This is a genomic window from Methylobacterium brachiatum (genome assembly GCF_900113845.1).
GTDB classification, from domain to species: Bacteria; Pseudomonadota; Alphaproteobacteria; order Rhizobiales; family Beijerinckiaceae; genus Methylobacterium; species Methylobacterium brachiatum.
Genome location: NZ_FOQW01000018.1, coordinates 14,738 through 30,613 on the forward strand (window position 1 = coordinate 14,738; position 15,876 = coordinate 30,613).

Sequence of the window (15,876 nt, forward strand, 5' to 3'; positions counted from 1 at the left end):
GCGGAGGCGCGCGACAGCGTTCTCACGCGTGGGGCGAAGCCGCGCCGTCCCCCGCGAGCCCCGACGGATCCCGCTCCTCCGGCGTGAGCGGGGGCGCCACGGACGTCCCCGTCCGCGCAGAGATCAGCGCCGCCTCGATGCAGGCCATCACCTGAAGCGCCTCGAGGGCGGCGGTGTGGTCGATGGCGCCTTGCGCGACTTGCCGGGCGACGCCCGCGTAGTAGTGCCGCTGATCCCCGGCCACGGCAGGCGCGTGCGTCACGGCGCCGGTGCCGTCATGGATGGCGATCCCGTCCGGATCCTCCCCCCAACCCGGCGCCCCCGGAGCGAGGCCGGCCAGGAGTTGCTGCTCCTGGATGTCGAGGCGCTGCTTGACGAGGCTGCCGGCCTCGCCGTGGACGAGGAAGCGGGGCGATCCGCCGGCGACCAGCATGCTGGCCTGCAGGACAACGCGCAGGTCCGGGTAGTCGAGCACCACATGGGCCCAGTCATCCGACAGGGCGCCCTGGCGCAGCCGCGCCAGGTTCGCGGTGATCCGGTCGGGCAGGCCGAACAGCTGGAGCGCCTGATCCACGAGATGGGGCCCGAGATCGTACCAGATGCCGCCGCCGGGGCCGGCCCCTTCCCGCCAGCGGTCGCGGACCTGCGGGCGGAACCGGTCGAAATGCGACTCGACGTGCCGGACCTTGCCGACGCGACCCTCCGCGATGGCTGCCCGGACGGTGAGATAGTCGCTGTCCCAGCGCCGGTTGTGGAACACGGACAGCATCCGGCCCCGGCGCCGTGCCAGCGCCACCAGGTCCCGTGCCTCGGCGAGGTCGAGGGTGAAGGGCTTGTCGACGATCACGTGCTTGCCGGCTTGCAGGGCCAGCCGGGCCAGGGGCGCGTGGGTGTCATTTGGCGATGCGATCACCACGAGATCGACGTCGTCCGACGCCGCGACCGCGGCGGGCTCGGCGATGACGGTCATACCGGGCAGGTCGGCCCGGACCTTGGCCGGGTCGCGCGAGCCGACCACCCGGAGTTCGAGCGCCGGAACCGCCCGGATCAGCGGGGCGTGGAAGGTCTTGCCGGCATAGCCGTAGCCGATCAGGCCGACGCGGATCGGTGCAGGTGCGCTCGCCATTCAGGTCTCGTCCGGCCCGGCCATCGGGACGGCGCGATGATAGCCGCGCGACCGCCCGGGTTCACCGCCTCCGAAGCATGGAGCATCGTCCGGCCGTTCATCGGAGGCCGCCACCAGCTCATCCCCCACCGTCATCACGAGCGCAGCGAAGTGACCCCGCGATGCGCCACCTTCGGGGATCGCGCGCTGCCCTGGGTTGCTTCGCCGCGCTCGCAATGACGGAGCGGCGCACCGGCCGTCGCGTGAGACGCGTGTCCGGTGCGCCCGCTGCCCAGGCCCGTCCCTAGAACCGCGCCGTCAGGAACAACCGCACGTTCCGGCCCGGCAACAGGATCTCGTCCTTCTTGAACGAGGTCGAGTTGCGGATATCGGCGTCGAGCAGGTTGCGGCCCTGCACCCCGAGGGTGATCGCGCTCGCCCCGTAGACTGTCGGATCGACCAGCTTCGTGTAGCTCAGCTCGGCGCGCAGGTCGTCGTAGCCCGGGGTCGGCGTCTCGAACAGGGCGGTCGCCTGGTGGTCGAAGGCGTGGAGCAGGTTCACCCGGGCGAACCAACCGTCCGCCCGCAGGTAGACGCCGCCGCCGAGCCGGTAGGGCGGGATGCGCGGCACGTTGGTGCCGTTGTCGAACTGGGCGCGCACGAAGTCGAACTGCGCCTCGATGCCGGCAAAGCCGTTGCCCACCGGCAGGACGTCGTACTGGCCGATGATCTCGGCGCCGTAGAAGGTGGCGTTCTGCTGCTGGTAGACGACCTGCCGGTTCTCGGTGCCACTGCCGCAGGAGGCGAAATCGTCGTCGCAGGCCAGCCCGGTGAAGTTGCGGTAGATGAAGCCGGTATAGCGCGTGTAGTAGCCGGTGGCGTCGAGGCGCAGCGGGCCCTCGGCCCGGCGGATGCTGGCCTCGACCGTGCGGGCGCGCTCCTTCTTGAGGTCCGGATTGCCGATCTCGAAGGTCGCGGTGGCGTCGTGCGGCCCCTGCGAGAACAGCTCGTAGCCGGTGGGTCCGCGCTCGACATAGGAGCCGTTGAGGCTCGCCACGAAGCCGAAGGGCAGGTCCTGGAGGGCGCCGATGCTGGCGCTCTTCGGGGCGAAGCGCCGGGTCCGGGCGTATTGGAGCGGGTCGAGCCCGTCGACCGGGGTGAAATCCGTCGGGAATTGCGCCGCCGTGCTGGACAGCCGGTCGACCTCGTAGCGCCCGGCCGCCTGAAGCCGCGTGCCGGGGCGCAGCTCCAGCTCCTCGAACAGGTAGACCGCGTTGGCCCGGGACTCGGTCTTGGGCAGGAACGATTCGAGCTGCGTGTTGATCACCCGCCGGTCCGACTGGAAGCCGAGCGCGCCGGTCAGCACGCCGAACGGGGTCTCGACCGGGACGTGCTGGAGCTCCAGGCGCCCCTCCGCCTCGCGGTTCTTGAAGATCGCCTGGACGCCCTCGATCCCATCCTCGCCGATCCCGACCTCGTTGTGGCGGTAGACCGAGTAGCCCGCCCAGTAGCGGATCACCTCGAACGGCCCGTCGAGCGGTCGGTACTCGCCCCGCGACAGGACCCGGTCCTGGTTGGGGGTGAGGCGGGTGCGGTCCTGCTCGGCGGTGCCGCCCGGGATCGCGTAGATCGCGTCGTAATGGCTGAACGAGATGCCGACGAAGCCGCGGTCGCCGATCGCCGAGATGCCGACCGCGCCGCCCTGGGACTCATTGTAGGAGTTGCGCTGGATCCCCCCGGGGATCGCGTAGCTGTCGTTGGCGGTCCTGAACCCGTCGGCATGGACCGCGATGCCGTCGCCGCCGGCATCCACGGTCGCGGCGCCGAGCCGACCGTTATCGACGCTGGAGAAGCCGGTGGTGACCTGCCCCTGGACGCCGTTCGCCGGGATGAAGGTCGGCACCCGGTTGTTGTCGGCCGAGACCACGCCGCCGATGGCACCGGAGCCGTAGCGCAGGGTCGCGGGGCCGCGGATCACCTCGATCCGGTCGGCGACCAGCGGGTTCACCGGGACCGCGTGGTCCTCGCCGAGATCCGAGACGCCGCCGTTGACGATGCCGTTCTCCTGGATGCGCACCCGGGCATTGTCGAGGCCGCGGATGATCGGCCGCGAGGCCGCGCCCGGCGCGTAGGTGGTGGACGAGATGCCGGGCCGGTCGAACAACGCGTCGCCCAGGGTCCGGGGCTGGTCGCGGGCGATCTGGTCCTGCGTCACCACGGTGACGGGCGAGAACGTGTTGGTCGCCACCGGCAGGATGCCGGTCTGCAGCGGTGCCGCGGGCGCCGCGACGGGCTTGGTGGCCTGGATCGGGCTGGGGCTGGTGACGCTGATCTCGTCGAGGGCGACGGCCTTCTGCGCCTGCGCCGGAGCGGCGAACAGGCCGGCGGAGAGGGGCGCCGACAGGATCGTGCCGGCCAGGACGGCGTGGCGGAAGGTCGGGGTCATCGAGACTCACACAGTGTTATATCGTTTCATTCACGCTCCGCGAGGAACGGAAGCAAGCGCCGATCACGCACGCCGTCGCGTTCGCCCGGAAACGTTACATTGTTACAACACTCGGTCTGAGCGCTGCCCGCGCGTCGCCCGCCGCAACGTTGACTTTGTAACGTTATAACGTTTTTCTTGGGGGCATGACACAGCCTGACCTTCGCCTTCCCGTCACCGTCCTCTCCGGCTTCCTGGGGGCCGGCAAGACGACCCTGCTCAATCATGTCCTGAACAACCGCGACGGCCGCCGGGTCGCCGTGATCGTCAACGACATGAGCGAGGTGAACATCGACGCCGACCTCGTGCGGGCCGGCGGCGCCGACCTGTCCCGGACCGACGAAACGCTGGTCGAGATGACCAACGGCTGCATCTGCTGCACCCTGCGGGACGACCTGCTCGACGAGGTCCGCCGCCTATCGGAGGCGGGGCGGTTCGACTACCTGCTGATCGAGGGCACCGGCATCGCCGAGCCGCTGCCGATCGCCTCGACCTTCGCGTTCCGGGACGAGGCCGGCCGCTCGCTCTCGGACGTCGCCCGCCTCGACACCATGGTCACCGTTGTCGACGCGGTGAACCTGCTGAAGGATTACGGCTCGGCCGCCTTCCTGCGCGAGCGCGGCGAGACCGCCGGGGCCGAGGATACCCGCACCCTGGTCGACCTGCTGGTGGAGCAGATCGAGTTCGCCGACGTGGTGGTGATCAACAAGGCCCGGGACGTCTCGGCCGAGCACCTCGCCCTGGTCCGCTCGGTGGTGCGCGGCCTGAACGCCGATGCCCGCATCCTGGAGACCGATCACGGGCGCGCGCCGCTGGACGCGATCCTCGATACCGGGCTGTTCGATGAGGACAAGGCGCAGGCCCACCCGCTCTGGTTCAAGGAGCTCTACGGCGCCCACGACCACGTGCCGGAGACCGAGGAATACGGGATCTCATCCTTCGTCTACCGCGCCCGGCGGCCGTTCGATCCGGAGCGGTTCAACGCCTTCGTCAACGCGACCTGGCCGGGCCTGATTCGGGCCAAGGGACATTTTTGGCTGGCGACGCGGCCGGATTGGGTCGGGGATTTCTCGCTGGCGGGCGCCGTGGCGCGGGTCTCCGCGATGGGGTTCTGGTGGTCGGCCGTGCCGCGCCGGCGCTGGCCGGAGGCGCCCGAGTTCCGGCAGCGCCTCGACACGGTCTGGAGCGAGGTCTGGGGCGACCGCCGCCAGGAACTGGTCTTCATCGGCACCGGCATGGACAAGGAGGCCCTCACCGCCGCCCTGGATGCCTGCCTGGTCGAGACCGGCGAGGATGCGGCCTTCGACCCCGAAGCCTATCGCCACCTGCCGGACCCGTTCCCGGCCTGGCGGCGCGCGGCCTGACGCGTCGCCTCAGACCGCGATCGCCTCGGCCTCGTCCTCGGCCTCGATCTCGGCATCGACCTCGGTGATCTGGCCGGAAGCGCCGGCCGCCTCGGCGAGACCGCGGGCGGCCTTGCGCAGGAGCTTGCGCAGGCGACGCCGGTCGGTCTTGTCGAGATGGTCGAGCAACTCGGCCTCGACCTCCTCCTGGATCCGCTCGATCGCCTCGGCCTTGGCCAGGCCGGCCTCGGTGAGCTGAACCCGGACCACGCGCCCGTCGCCCGATTCGGCCCGGCGCTCGACGATGCCCAGAGCCGCCAGCCGGGTGACCGTCTTGGAGGCGGTGGGCGGGCGTACCCGCAGGAGGGCGGCCAGATCGCCCATCGTCATGGTGCCGGCCGCGGCGAGCGCCTGCACCACCTGTTCCTGCCCGGCGAACAGGCCGAGCTTCGCCAGCCGGTCGCCGGTGCGGGCGCGGTGCAGGCGCGCGGCCTGGACCAGGGCCCAGCCGACGCTGCGCACGCCGGGCGGCCGCATCTTCTTGGACGACCCTTCCGAGGCGCCCGCATCCTTGATCTCACGATCGCGTTTCTGCTTGTCGCCCACCGGAGCGCCCGCATCTATGCCGGCGGCCGCCGGACCATCCTGAAGCTGCACGATCCACCCCCATCACACGGCCGCCCGGGATCCTGTGGCGCGGGCCGGTGACGCTGCGATGACGGGGATGGATAAGCGCCCGTCTCAGCAGGACATCAGGCGTTTCAGGCGGTCCAGGATGTCCTCGCCCGTGCAGGGGCGGGCGATGAAGTCGGCATGGGCCGGCATCCGGGCCGGATCGGGAGCGGCCCGGCCCGACACGATCAGAATCGGCAGTTGCGGACGGGCCTCGGCCACCGCGCTCGCCAGATCGAACCCGTCGGTCTTCCCCGACAGCTGCACGTCCGTCACGAGCCCGCAGATGTCCGGGCGCGCCTGAAGAATGCTGAGCGCCCGCTCGGCGGAGGCGCATTGCACCGTGTCGTAGCCACCATCCTCGAGCACGTCCCCGAGGTCCATGATCGTCAGCGCCTCGTCCTCGACGAGGAGGATCACCGGCCGATCGCCGCCCGAAACCGTCTGCTCGCTCGCCACTGTGCACTCCCTCCGGCAGCGTCCGGCCGCGGGGGCCACCGCACGCATTGTCCGTCGTGAGCCCAACGGCAGAAACGGTTCCAGGTTGCAGGCCGTCGCGGCGGCACCGCCCGGGATCGTCAGGCCGATGTCGTCAGGACAAAGCCGCAGCCTGCCCGGGGATGACGGCGACGAGCGCTGCGATCAGCCGGTCGAGATCCGCCTCCGGGATGGTCAGGGCGGGGGTGAGATAGACGATGTCGCCGAACGGCCGCACCCAGACGTCCCGCGCGAGGAAGGCCGCCTTCAGCGCGGCGAGGTCGGGCGTTGTCGTGAACTGCACCGCCCCGATGGCGCCGAGAGCCCGGATATCGGCGATCCCGGGCAGGCCCTTGAGCTCGGCCAGCCCCTCCGTCAGGCGGCGCGCGATGGCGCCGGCCTGATCGAGGCGCGGTTCGGACTCGAACAGGTCGAGGCTGGCATTGGCTGCCGCGCAGGCGAGCGGATTGGCCATGAAGGTCGGGCCGTGCATCAGCGCCGCCGCCGGATCCTCGGACCAGAACGCCTCGAATACCTCCGTCCGGGCGACCGTGGCGGCGAGCGCCATCGTGCCGCCGGTGAGGGCCTTCGACAGGCACATGATGTCCGGCACGATCCCGGCCTGCTGGCAGGCGAACAGGCTGCCGGTGCGGCCGAACCCGGTGAAGATCTCGTCGGCGATCAGCGGCAGGCCGTGGCGGCGGGCGAGGCGCGCGACCGTGGCCAGCACCTCCGGCGGGTGCAGGATCATGCCGCCCGCGCCCTGGACCAGAGGCTCGACGATCACGGCGGCCAGCGTCTCGCGATGGGCGGCGAGGGCCGAATCGAGCGCCTCGGTCTCGGCTTGGCTGCGCGGCAAGTCACAGAAAACCTGGCTGGGCAGGTAGGCGCCGAAGCGGCGATGCATGCCCTCCTCGGGATCGCAGACCGACATCGCGCCCATCGTGTCGCCGTGATAGCCGCCCCGGAAGGCCAGGACCCTGGTCCGCCCGCTCACCCCGCGGTTGAGCCACATCTGGGCCGCCATCTTCAGCGCGACCTCGACGGCGACCGAGCCCGAATCGGTGAAGAAGACGTGGTCGAGATCCCCCGGCAGCAGCGCGGCGAGCCGCGTCGCCAGGCGCTCGGCCGGAGCATGGGTCAGCCCGCCGAACATCACGTGGGGCATCCTGGCCAACTGGTCGGCCACTGCCCGGGCGATGTGCGGATGGTTGTAGCCATGCACCGCCGTCCACCAGGAGGCGATACCGTCCACCAATTCGCGGCCATCCGCCAGCACGATGCGGCTGCCCCGCGTCGCCACCGCCTCCAGGGGCGGCGGCGCCAGCCGCATCTGCGTGTAGGGCCGCCAGAGGTTCTTTCGGGATAGGTCGAACGTCATGGATGAGGGATGGGGGGCCGGGCGGGGGTGGTCAAGCGGGCCCGCGGCAGAGCGCGCGGACGGCGCGGAACCGGTACCGTTCACCGGTGAAGATGCTGATTCCCATCCGCACGACCGACGATGAGCCTTATCCATAACGATTGCACGAAGCTGTCGGCCACGGCGCTGAACGGGACGGCGATCGCATCGATCGCGGCTGGTTTCATCACGCCGCTGGCCGCCGTCTCGCTCGGGGTTCCCGGCGCCCGCGGCGCGCTCAGGGCGACGCTGTTTGCTGTCGCTTGGCTTGCCGTCGGCAGCATCCCACGTCTGACAGCACGACCACTGCTCGGGAGCCTGCGGGAATGAGCTGGGGCGACCTTTACCTCATGGCCCTCGGGCCGGTGCTTGCTCTCGCAGCGGGCCTGTTCATCTACCTTTCGGCGACGATGGGGCCGGGGAACCGCGTGCAGAAGCCGCTCGGGGCCGGCGAGGGACACCGGACGACGTCGGGTCAGCCCGACCGCCCCTAGAGGGATCAAGACCGCTCGGTACTGGCCGCCACCTTGACATCCACCACCCCCGCGGCCCCATCACCCACCCGATGGACAGCCTCGACACCTTCGCCCGCACCAAACTCGACGCCTTGGAGGCCGGCAGCCTGCGGCGGCGGCTCACGCCGACCGAGCGGGGCACCGGAGCCGCGGCGGCGCGGCGGGGCAGGGCGCTCGTGTCGTTCTCGTGCAACGACTACCTCGGCCTGTCGCATCACCCGCGGGTCATCGCCGCCGCTCAGGAGGCGGTCGCGACCTATGGCGCGGGGGCGGGCGGGTCGCGGCTGGTCACCGGCGACCATCCGGTGCTCGGGGCGCTGGAGGCGCGGCTGGCGCAGCACAAGGGCGCCGAGGCCGCCCTGGTGTTCGGCAGCGGCTATCTCGCCAATCTCGGCATCACCCCGGCGCTGGCCGGGCGCGGCGACCTCGTGGTGCTGGATGAGCTGTCCCATGCCTGCATGTGGGCCGGGGCGCGGCTGTCCGGGGCCAAGGTCCTGACCTTCCGCCACAACGATCCGGCCGACCTCTCGGCAAAGCTGGCGGAGCACCGCCCGCACCACGCCCGCGCCCTGGTCCTGACCGAGCGGGTGTTCAGCATGGACGGCGACCGGGCCCCGCTCGGGGATCTCCTGGGCGTCGCCGAGGATTTCGACGCCTGGACGCTGGTCGACGACGCCCACGGGATCGGCGTGGTCGAGGACGGGCCGCGGGCACCGCTGGAGATGGGCACCCTGTCGAAGGCGCTCGGCTCCTATGGCGGCTATCTCTGCGCGTCGCGGCCGGTGATCGACCTGATGACCAGCCGCGCCCGGAGCTTCGTCTACACCACCGGCCTGCCCCCGGCCTCGGCGGCGGCGGCGCTCGAAGCCGTGGTGATCCTGGAGGCGGAGCCGGCGCGCCGGGCCCGGCCGCTGGCGCTCGCCCGGCGCTTCACCGCCCGCCTGGGCCTGCCCGAGGCCGAGAGCGCCGTGGTGCCGGTTCTGGTCGGCGACGCGCAGGCGGCCCTCGACATCTCCGCGGCGCTCGAGGCCGACGGCTTCCTCGTGGTGGCGATCCGGCCGCCGACCGTGCCGGCCGGGACCGCGCGGCTGCGGGTGGCGTTCTCGGCGGCCCACGCGGAGGCGCAGGTCGACGCCCTCGCCGACGCGGTGGCGGCGCTGACGGGCCGCGCTTCCCGTCCCTGAGCGGCCCCCCTATACGTCATCCGGGACGCTCCCGCCCAAGAGGAGCCCGGGACACCGAGAGGACGACGCCCCATGGACGCCACCGCTTTGCGAGCCCTCCAGGCTCCGATCAAGGATCAGTACCGCGCCACGCCGGATGCGGCGGTCATCACCCTGAAGGCCCGGGGTACGCTCGACGACACCAAGATCGCCTGCAAGGTGGAGACCGGCCGCGCCATCGCGGAAGCCGGGCTGCACCCGGCCACAGGCGGGTCCGGGCTGGAACTCTGCTCCGGCGACATGCTGCTCGAAGCCCTGGTCGCCTGCGCGGGCGTCACCCTCAAGGCGGTGGCGACCGCGCTGGAGATCCCGCTGCGCTCCGGCACGGTGAGCGCCGAGGGCGACCTCGACTTTCGCGGAACGCTCGGCGTCGATAAGGAAGCGCCGGTGGGCTTCCGCAGCATTCGGCTGTTCTTCACTTTGGACACCGACGCGCCGGAGGACAAACTCGCGCAATTGCTGAAGCTCACCGAGCGCTACTGCGTCGTCTTCCAGACCCTGAACCACAAGCCCGAATTGTCGGTCGCGGCCACGACGGCCTGAGGGGAGGACGGCGATGGCCGGCGGCATCACCCAGGCCGAGTACTGGAATGGCGAGGTCGGCGCGCGCTGGGCCCGCAACCAGGCGGTGCTCGATGCGGTGTTCGCGCCGCTGACCGAGGCCCTGTTCGCCCGCGCCGCTCTGCGCAGCGGCGAGTCCGTGCTCGATATCGGCTGCGGCTCGGGCGCCACGAGTCTCGAGGCCGCCCGCCGGGTCGGGCCCGAGGGCGCCGTGACCGGGGCGGACATCTCGGCGCCGCTGCTGGCGGTGGCCCGAAGCCGCGCCGAGGCGGAGACCGGTGCGGCGCCGATCCGGTTCGTCGAAGCGGATGTCGAGCGCGCGGATCTCGGCGCCTACGGGCAGGCCCTGTCGCGGTTCGGGGTGATGTTCTTTCCGGACTCGGCCCGGGCCTTCGCCAATATCCGGCGGATGCTGCACCCCGGGGGCCGGCTGACCTTCCTGTGCTGGCGGGCGCTCCCCGAAAACCTCTGGGTGACCGTGCCCCGCGAGGCGGTGCTGCCGCTCCTGCCGGAGATCCCGCCGCCCCCGCAGCCGGACACGCCCGGGCCGTTCCGCTTCGCCGCGGCCGATCCGCTGGTCGCCCTGCTGCGCGGCGCCGGCTTCGGGACCGTGGCCTGCGATGCGGTCGACCGCGACGTGGTGCTCGGCCGGGGCGCCACCGATGCCGAGGCGGCGCAGGCCGCGGCGCATGTGGCGCTCAATCTCGGGCCGACCGCGCATCTCGTCCGCGAGGCCGAGCCCGATTTGCGCGCCCAGGCCGAGGCCGCCGTCACCGCGGCCCTGACGCCGCATGCGGAGGGCGGCACCGTGCGCCTGCGCGCCGCCTGCTGGCTGGTCCAGGCGGGCTGAGCGGCGTCCTTGGAGCATCATCCCGAAGGCCGGTTGCCGGCTTTCGGACAACGGTGATGCACCCTCAGAAACCCAGCGCGCCGCCGTCCGAGCGGGGGTCGTGCATTGCCTCGATCCGCCCGTCCCGGGCGCGGCGGACGAGCATGCCGGCATGGCCCAGCGTGTCGCTGTAGGGCACGCCGACCGGCTCGATCTGGTGGCCCATGCGCTCCAAAGCCGACAGGATCGCCGGGTCGAACCGGTCCTCGACCTTCACGCTGAGCGACGGCGCTCCCCAAGTGCGGCCGTAGAGCAGCCGCGGCGCATCGACCGCGTCGGCGACCGAGACGCCGTAATCGGCGTAGCGGCAGAAGATCTGGGCCTGGAATTGCGGCTGGCCGTCGCCGCCCATCGCGCCGTAGGCCATCACCCGGCCGTCGTCGAAGGCGGCCAGCGCCGGGATCAGGGTGTGGAACGGGCGCCGGCCCGGCTCCAGCGGGTTCACGGCGTTCGGGTCCAGGGAGAACGAGACGCCGCGGTTGAGCCAGTCGATCCCGGTCCGCGGCAGCACCACCCCGGAGCCGTATTCCCAGTAGACCGACTGGATGTAGGAGACGGCCAGCCCGTCCCGGTCGATCGCCCCCATCCAGACCGTGTCGCCGGGGGAATCGCGCAGGGGCACCGAGGCGGCGCGCTTCATGTCGATCCGCGCGGCTTCCGTGGCGAGGAAGGCCGGCGCCAGGAAATCGGCCGGGTCGTGGCGCAGGCGTCCGAAATCGGTGACCACCCGGTCGCGGATCGCGAAGGCGCGCTTCGTCGCCTCGATCAGCCCGTGGTAATGCGCGAGGCTCTCCGGGGCGGCGATATTCAGCCGGTCGAACAGTCCCAGGATGATCAACGCTGCCAACCCCTGGGTCGGGGGCGGGAAGTTGAACAGCGTGGCGTCGCGCCGGCGCAGGGCCAGGGGGGCGCGCTCGGCCGGCCGGTAGGCTTCGAGGTCGGCCCGGGTCACCGGCGCGCCGAGGCGTTCCAGGTCGGCGCCGATCTCGTGGCCGATATCGCCCCGGTAGAAATCGTCGAGGCCGGCATGGGCGAGTTGCTCCAGGGTCGCCCCGAGCGCCGGTAGCGTCCGGATCTCGCCCGCTTGATAGGGCTTGCCGTCCTTCAGGAAGGTCGCGGCGAAGTTCGGGGCCTCGTGCAGGGTGTCGCCGGGTTGCGGCTTGTAGCGCTCCTCGCTCGGCGAGACCGGGACGCCGTCGCGGGCCTGCTTGATCGCGTCGGCGAGCAGCACGTCCAGCGGCAGGCGGCCGCCGAGCGCCTTGGACAGCGCCAGCGCCAGGTTCCAGCCGCCGATGGCGCCGGCCACCGTGACCATCGCGTCGGGGCCGCGGGACGGGATCGCGTCGTAGCCCTTCTCGCGGTAGCGCTGGATCGTGGCGAGGCGCCCGGCCGGCCCGCAGGCCTCGATGCCGCGCACCCGGCCGCCGCGCTCGCGCACCAGCCAGAAACCGTCGCCGCCGATGCTGTTCATGTGCGGGTAGACCACGGCGATCGAGGCCGCCATCGCGACCATCGCCTCGATGGCGTTGCCGCCCTGGGCCAGCACGGTCCGGCCGGCCGAGGCGGCCAGGTGATGGGGGGCGGCGACGGCGCTGTCGGAGAAGACGGGAGTCTCGGTCATCGGGGGTCCTGTGGTGTTCCGGTCGCAGCGTTAGGCAAGAGCGCGGCCGCCGCAAGGTGCCGCGCTCCATGGGGGCCGTCCCATGCTAGGACGACGGGCGCCTGTCGCGCGGAAGCGTTTGATGTCGCTCAAGCTCCTGCCCCGGCTCACGGTCGGGCTCGCCCTCGTCGCCGCACCCGCCGCGGCCCAGCAGCATGTCCGCACCATCCACGAGGGCGCGGGCGCCGATCCGCGCATCTCGGTCTCGCAGCCGGAAAGCACCAGCCAGGCTTCCGGCGGCTATGTCCGGTCGATCGAGCCCTCGCTCGGGCCGCTCGGCGATCCCCTCGGCATCCGCCCGGCGCTGAAGGCGCGCGGCATCGAGTACAGCCTGACCTACATCGCCGACGTGCTGGGCAACCCGACCGGCGGAATCCGGCAGGGCGCGATCGTCGAGGATCGCCTGAACCTGCGGCTCAACCTCGATCTCGACCGGCTTGCGGGCTGGGAGGGCGCGACCATCCACGCCAACGCCTATTTCATCCACGGCACCGGCCTGTCGCGCTACTATGTCGGCGACCTTCTGACCACGAGCGTCATCGAGGCGCTGCCGTCGAGCCGCCTCTACGTCCTGTGGTTCGACCAGAGCCTGATGGACGGGCAGCTCGGCCTGCGGATCGGCCAGCAGGCCGCCGACACGGAATTCTTCGTCAGCCAGACCGCGACCCTGTTCGTGAATTCGACCTTCGGCTGGCCGGCGATCACCGGGCTCGACCTGCCGAGCGGCGGCCCGGCCTATCCGCTCTCGGCCCCCGCGATCCGGGCCAAATACGCGCCGGGCAACGGCTTCTCGCTCCAAGTCGGGCTCTATGACGGCGATCCGGCCGGGGCGAACCGTCCGGGCCAGGATCCGGAAGCGCAGCGGCTCAACCGCACCGGCACGAATTTCCGCACCAACGATCCGGCCCTGATCGTCGCCGAGGCGACCTACGCGTACAACATCGAGCCGGAGGCCAAGGGCCTGCCCGGCGACATCACCCTCGGCGGCTGGCAGCATTTCGGCCGGTTCGACAGCCTGCGCTTCGACATCACCGGCGTGCCGCTGGCCGACCCGAACGCCAGCGGCATCGGCCGCCCCCTGCGGGGCAATGCCGGCCTCTACGCGATCTACGACCAGACCCTGTACCGGGAATCCGGCAAGGACGACGAGGGCCTCGGCTTCTTCGTGCGCGCCGCCTACTCGCCGACCCGATCGAGCCTGGTCGACGCCTATGTCGATACCGGCCTGGCCTACAAAGGCCTGTTCGAAGGCCGCGACGACGACACGGTCGGGGTGAGCCTCGCCCATGCCCGGATCAGCGACGACGCCCGGCGGGCCGACCGCGACACGATTGTCTATACCGGCATCCCGATGCCGCGGCGCCGGGCCGAGACGGTCCTGGAGGCGACCTACCAGGCCGTGGTGGTTCCGGGCTTCACGGTGCAGCCCGATATCCAGTACGTCTTCCATCCGGGCGCCGGCGTGGCCGGCCCGGACGGTCGCCGGCTGCGCAACGCGGCGGTGCTCGGCGTGCGCGCGACCGTGCAGTACTGAGAGCCCCTCACAAAACTCCAGGTTCCCGGGACCCCTCCCTTCGCACGCGACGGTGCGGCGGGAGTTTTGTGAGGGGCTCTCAGGCCTAACTCTGGAACGGTCGCGGTGCGCGCCCTCTTTCAGACTTATGGTGATCTTCGAGTGGGTTGTCGGCGTCCTGTTCGGCGCCGTCCTGTTGGCTGCGCTGGCGCGGCGGCTGGGTGCGCCGTACCCGGCGTTCCTCGCCTTGGGCGGGGTCGGCCTCGCCTTCGTGCCCGGCGTCCCGAACCTGCGGCTCGACCCCGAACTGGCGCTGGCGCTGTTCCTCGCCCCCGTCCTGCTCGATGCCGGCTTCGACGCCTCCGTGCGGGACATGAAGGAGAACTGGCGCGCGGTGTTCGGGCTGGCCGTCGGCGCGGTGGCGGTGACGACGCTCGCCGTCGCGTTCGTGGCCCACCTGATCGTGCCCGACATGCCGATCGCCGCCTGCATCGTGCTCGGCGCCGTGGTCGCGCCGCCCGATGCCGTGGCGGCTCTCGCGGTGCTGAAACACGCGCCGATGCCGCATAGGCTCGCCACGATCCTGCGCGGCGAGAGCCTGCTCAACGATGCCGCCTCGCTGATCATCTACCGGCTGGCGGTGGCGGCCGCGATGTCCGACGGCTTCCACCCAGCCGAGGTGGCCCCCGCCTTCCTGATCGGCGTGGTGGCGAGCCTAGTGGCCGGGCCCGCCCTCGGTCTGGCCTTCGTCGCCCTGACCCGCCGGGTCACCGACCCGGCGAGCACGATCGTGATGCAGTTCGTCGCCGCCTTCGGGATCTGGCTCGCCGCCGAAAAGCTGGAGATGTCGGGGGTGCTGACCATCGTGACCTTCGCGGTCACGGTCGCCCGGCGGGCGCCCGGAATCACGGCGCCGCGCACCCGGGTGATCTCCTACGCGGTGTGGGACACGGCCGTGTTCGTGCTCAACGTCCTGGCCTTCATCCTGATCGGCATCCAGATCGACCCGATCCAGGACCGGCTGACCGGTGCGGATGCCTGGCAGGCCATGTTCCTGGCCGCCGCGATCTTCGCCACCGTGGTGGTGACGCGTCTGGCCTGGGTCCTGCCCACGACCGGCCTCAAGGGGCTCGGCCTGCGTCAGGCGGGCGAACGGGCGAAATACGGGCCGGGGCTCGCTCTGTCCTGGGCCGGGATGCGCGGCATCGTCACGGTCGCCGCCGCCCTGGCTCTGCCGATGGAGTTCCCGCACCGGGACCTCGTGGTGTTCACCGCCTTCTTCACGGTGCTCGGCACGCTGATCGTCCAGGGCCTGACCCTGCGCCCGCTGCTCGCACATCTGAAGCTCGAGGACGACGATCCGGTCGGGCGGGAGGTGGGCTGGGCGCGCGCGGCCGCCTACAAGGCCGCCCTCGACAGCCTGTCGGAAGCCGGCGACGAGCCGGCGATCGATTCCCTGCGCGCCGAGTTCCGCTCGGCGCTCGAAGAGGCCGAGGCCCATGAGGAGGGCCTGGCCCCCGAGAGCCTGCCCTCGGACGCGGCCCGCCGCCGCTCGGTGGAGGCCGCCCGCAACGCGGTCCTGACCCTGCGCCGCCAGGGCCGGATCGGCGACGACGCCTACTTTCTGCTGGAGGAGGAGTTCGACTGGGCCGAACTCAACGCGACGCCGAAAGCCGAGACGTAGCGCTCAAACGCCCTTGCGCGCCGCGACCCGGGCTTCAGTCGCAATGAGATCGCCGCTGAGAGAGATCGAGACCACTGAGGGGCCGCAGCGTCAGAGGGCCAACCGTTTCAAAAATCCATGCCCTTGAACTGATGAGACAAACATCAAAACGATGAGATAATATCGGTTTATCGGTCGCTTATTCCCGAATCGAATCACGACCTCCATAATGTAGGGATACTACATCATTCTTTACTTGATACTCGATCAATTATGTAATTAATAGTATTACATTTGGCCAGATGCGTTGCATTGCAGACCGAGATGTGTATAGTTTTGGCCAACGCCGTCAAATTTATACGACCTATTTA

13 protein-coding genes are annotated in these 15,876 nt (G+C 71.0%); 7 read left to right on the top strand and 6 right to left on the bottom strand.

Going from position 1 to position 15,876, the window contains the following annotated elements:
* Positions 1–22: 22 nt before the first annotated feature.
* Both BMZ47_RS21720 and BMZ47_RS21725 read right to left on the bottom strand, forming a co-directional pair.
* Positions 23–1,126 carry an oxidoreductase gene (locus BMZ47_RS21720; RefSeq protein ID WP_091864171.1) on the bottom strand — a complete coding sequence of 368 codons (1,104 nt, stop codon included), beginning with the start codon at positions 1,124–1,126 and terminating at the stop codon, positions 23–25.
* 283 nt (positions 1,127–1,409) lie between these two features.
* Positions 1,410–3,551, bottom strand: a complete 2,142-nt coding sequence (locus BMZ47_RS21725) for a TonB-dependent receptor (protein ID WP_208601084.1) — start codon at positions 3,549–3,551, stop codon at positions 1,410–1,412.
* A gap of 185 nt (positions 3,552–3,736) precedes the next feature.
* Between BMZ47_RS21725 and zigA the strand changes: the two genes are divergently transcribed.
* Positions 3,737–4,954, top strand: a complete 1,218-nt coding sequence (zigA, locus tag BMZ47_RS21730) for a zinc metallochaperone GTPase ZigA (RefSeq protein WP_091864172.1) — start codon at positions 3,737–3,739, stop codon at positions 4,952–4,954.
* Between the two features lie 9 nt (positions 4,955–4,963).
* On the opposite strand, the gene BMZ47_RS21735 is transcribed toward zigA, so the two are convergent.
* From BMZ47_RS21735 to BMZ47_RS21745, 3 genes are all read right to left on the bottom strand, one after another.
* Complete coding sequence (locus BMZ47_RS21735) at positions 4,964–5,590, bottom strand: MarR family winged helix-turn-helix transcriptional regulator (RefSeq protein ID WP_007559981.1); 627 nt, start codon at positions 5,588–5,590, stop codon at positions 4,964–4,966.
* 84 nt (positions 5,591–5,674) lie between these two features.
* Entirely contained in the window at positions 5,675–6,064 is a 390-nt protein-coding gene (locus tag BMZ47_RS21740; RefSeq protein ID WP_007559982.1) for a response regulator, read from the bottom strand.
* Between the two features lie 133 nt (positions 6,065–6,197).
* Positions 6,198–7,463, bottom strand: coding sequence for an adenosylmethionine--8-amino-7-oxononanoate transaminase (locus BMZ47_RS21745; protein WP_091864173.1), 1,266 nt, complete (start codon positions 7,461–7,463; stop codon positions 6,198–6,200).
* Between the two features lie 120 nt (positions 7,464–7,583).
* Between BMZ47_RS21745 and BMZ47_RS21750 the strand changes: the two genes are divergently transcribed.
* The 4 genes from BMZ47_RS21750 (at position 7,584) to BMZ47_RS21765 (ending at position 10,630) form a co-directional block, all read left to right on the top strand.
* The gene (locus BMZ47_RS21750) at positions 7,584–7,811 is read left to right on the top strand and encodes a hypothetical protein (RefSeq protein ID WP_091864174.1); all 228 of its coding nucleotides are present in this window, start codon (positions 7,584–7,586) and stop codon (positions 7,809–7,811) included.
* A 235-nt stretch (positions 7,812–8,046) separates the two neighbouring features.
* A complete protein-coding gene (locus tag BMZ47_RS21755; protein ID WP_091864175.1) occupies positions 8,047–9,180 on the top strand; it encodes an aminotransferase class I/II-fold pyridoxal phosphate-dependent enzyme in 1,134 nt (377 codons plus the stop codon).
* Between the two features lie 72 nt (positions 9,181–9,252).
* The gene (locus BMZ47_RS21760) at positions 9,253–9,762 is read left to right on the top strand and encodes an OsmC family protein (protein WP_091864176.1); all 510 of its coding nucleotides are present in this window, start codon (positions 9,253–9,255) and stop codon (positions 9,760–9,762) included.
* 13 nt (positions 9,763–9,775) lie between these two features.
* Complete coding sequence (locus tag BMZ47_RS21765; protein ID WP_091864177.1) at positions 9,776–10,630, top strand: class I SAM-dependent methyltransferase; 855 nt, start codon at positions 9,776–9,778, stop codon at positions 10,628–10,630.
* Between the two features lie 64 nt (positions 10,631–10,694).
* On the opposite strand, the gene BMZ47_RS21770 is transcribed toward BMZ47_RS21765, so the two are convergent.
* A complete protein-coding gene (locus BMZ47_RS21770; protein ID WP_091864178.1) occupies positions 10,695–12,290 on the bottom strand; it encodes a gamma-glutamyltransferase family protein in 1,596 nt (531 codons plus the stop codon).
* A 121-nt stretch (positions 12,291–12,411) separates the two neighbouring features.
* On the opposite strand from BMZ47_RS21770, the gene BMZ47_RS21775 reads away from it, so the two are divergent.
* Positions 12,412–13,863 carry a carbohydrate porin gene (locus BMZ47_RS21775; protein WP_091864179.1) on the top strand — a complete coding sequence of 484 codons (1,452 nt, stop codon included), beginning with the start codon at positions 12,412–12,414 and terminating at the stop codon, positions 13,861–13,863.
* 127 nt (positions 13,864–13,990) lie between these two features.
* A complete protein-coding gene (locus BMZ47_RS21780; protein WP_007559998.1) occupies positions 13,991–15,526 on the top strand; it encodes a cation:proton antiporter in 1,536 nt (511 codons plus the stop codon).
* Positions 15,527–15,876: the final 350 nt, after the last annotated feature.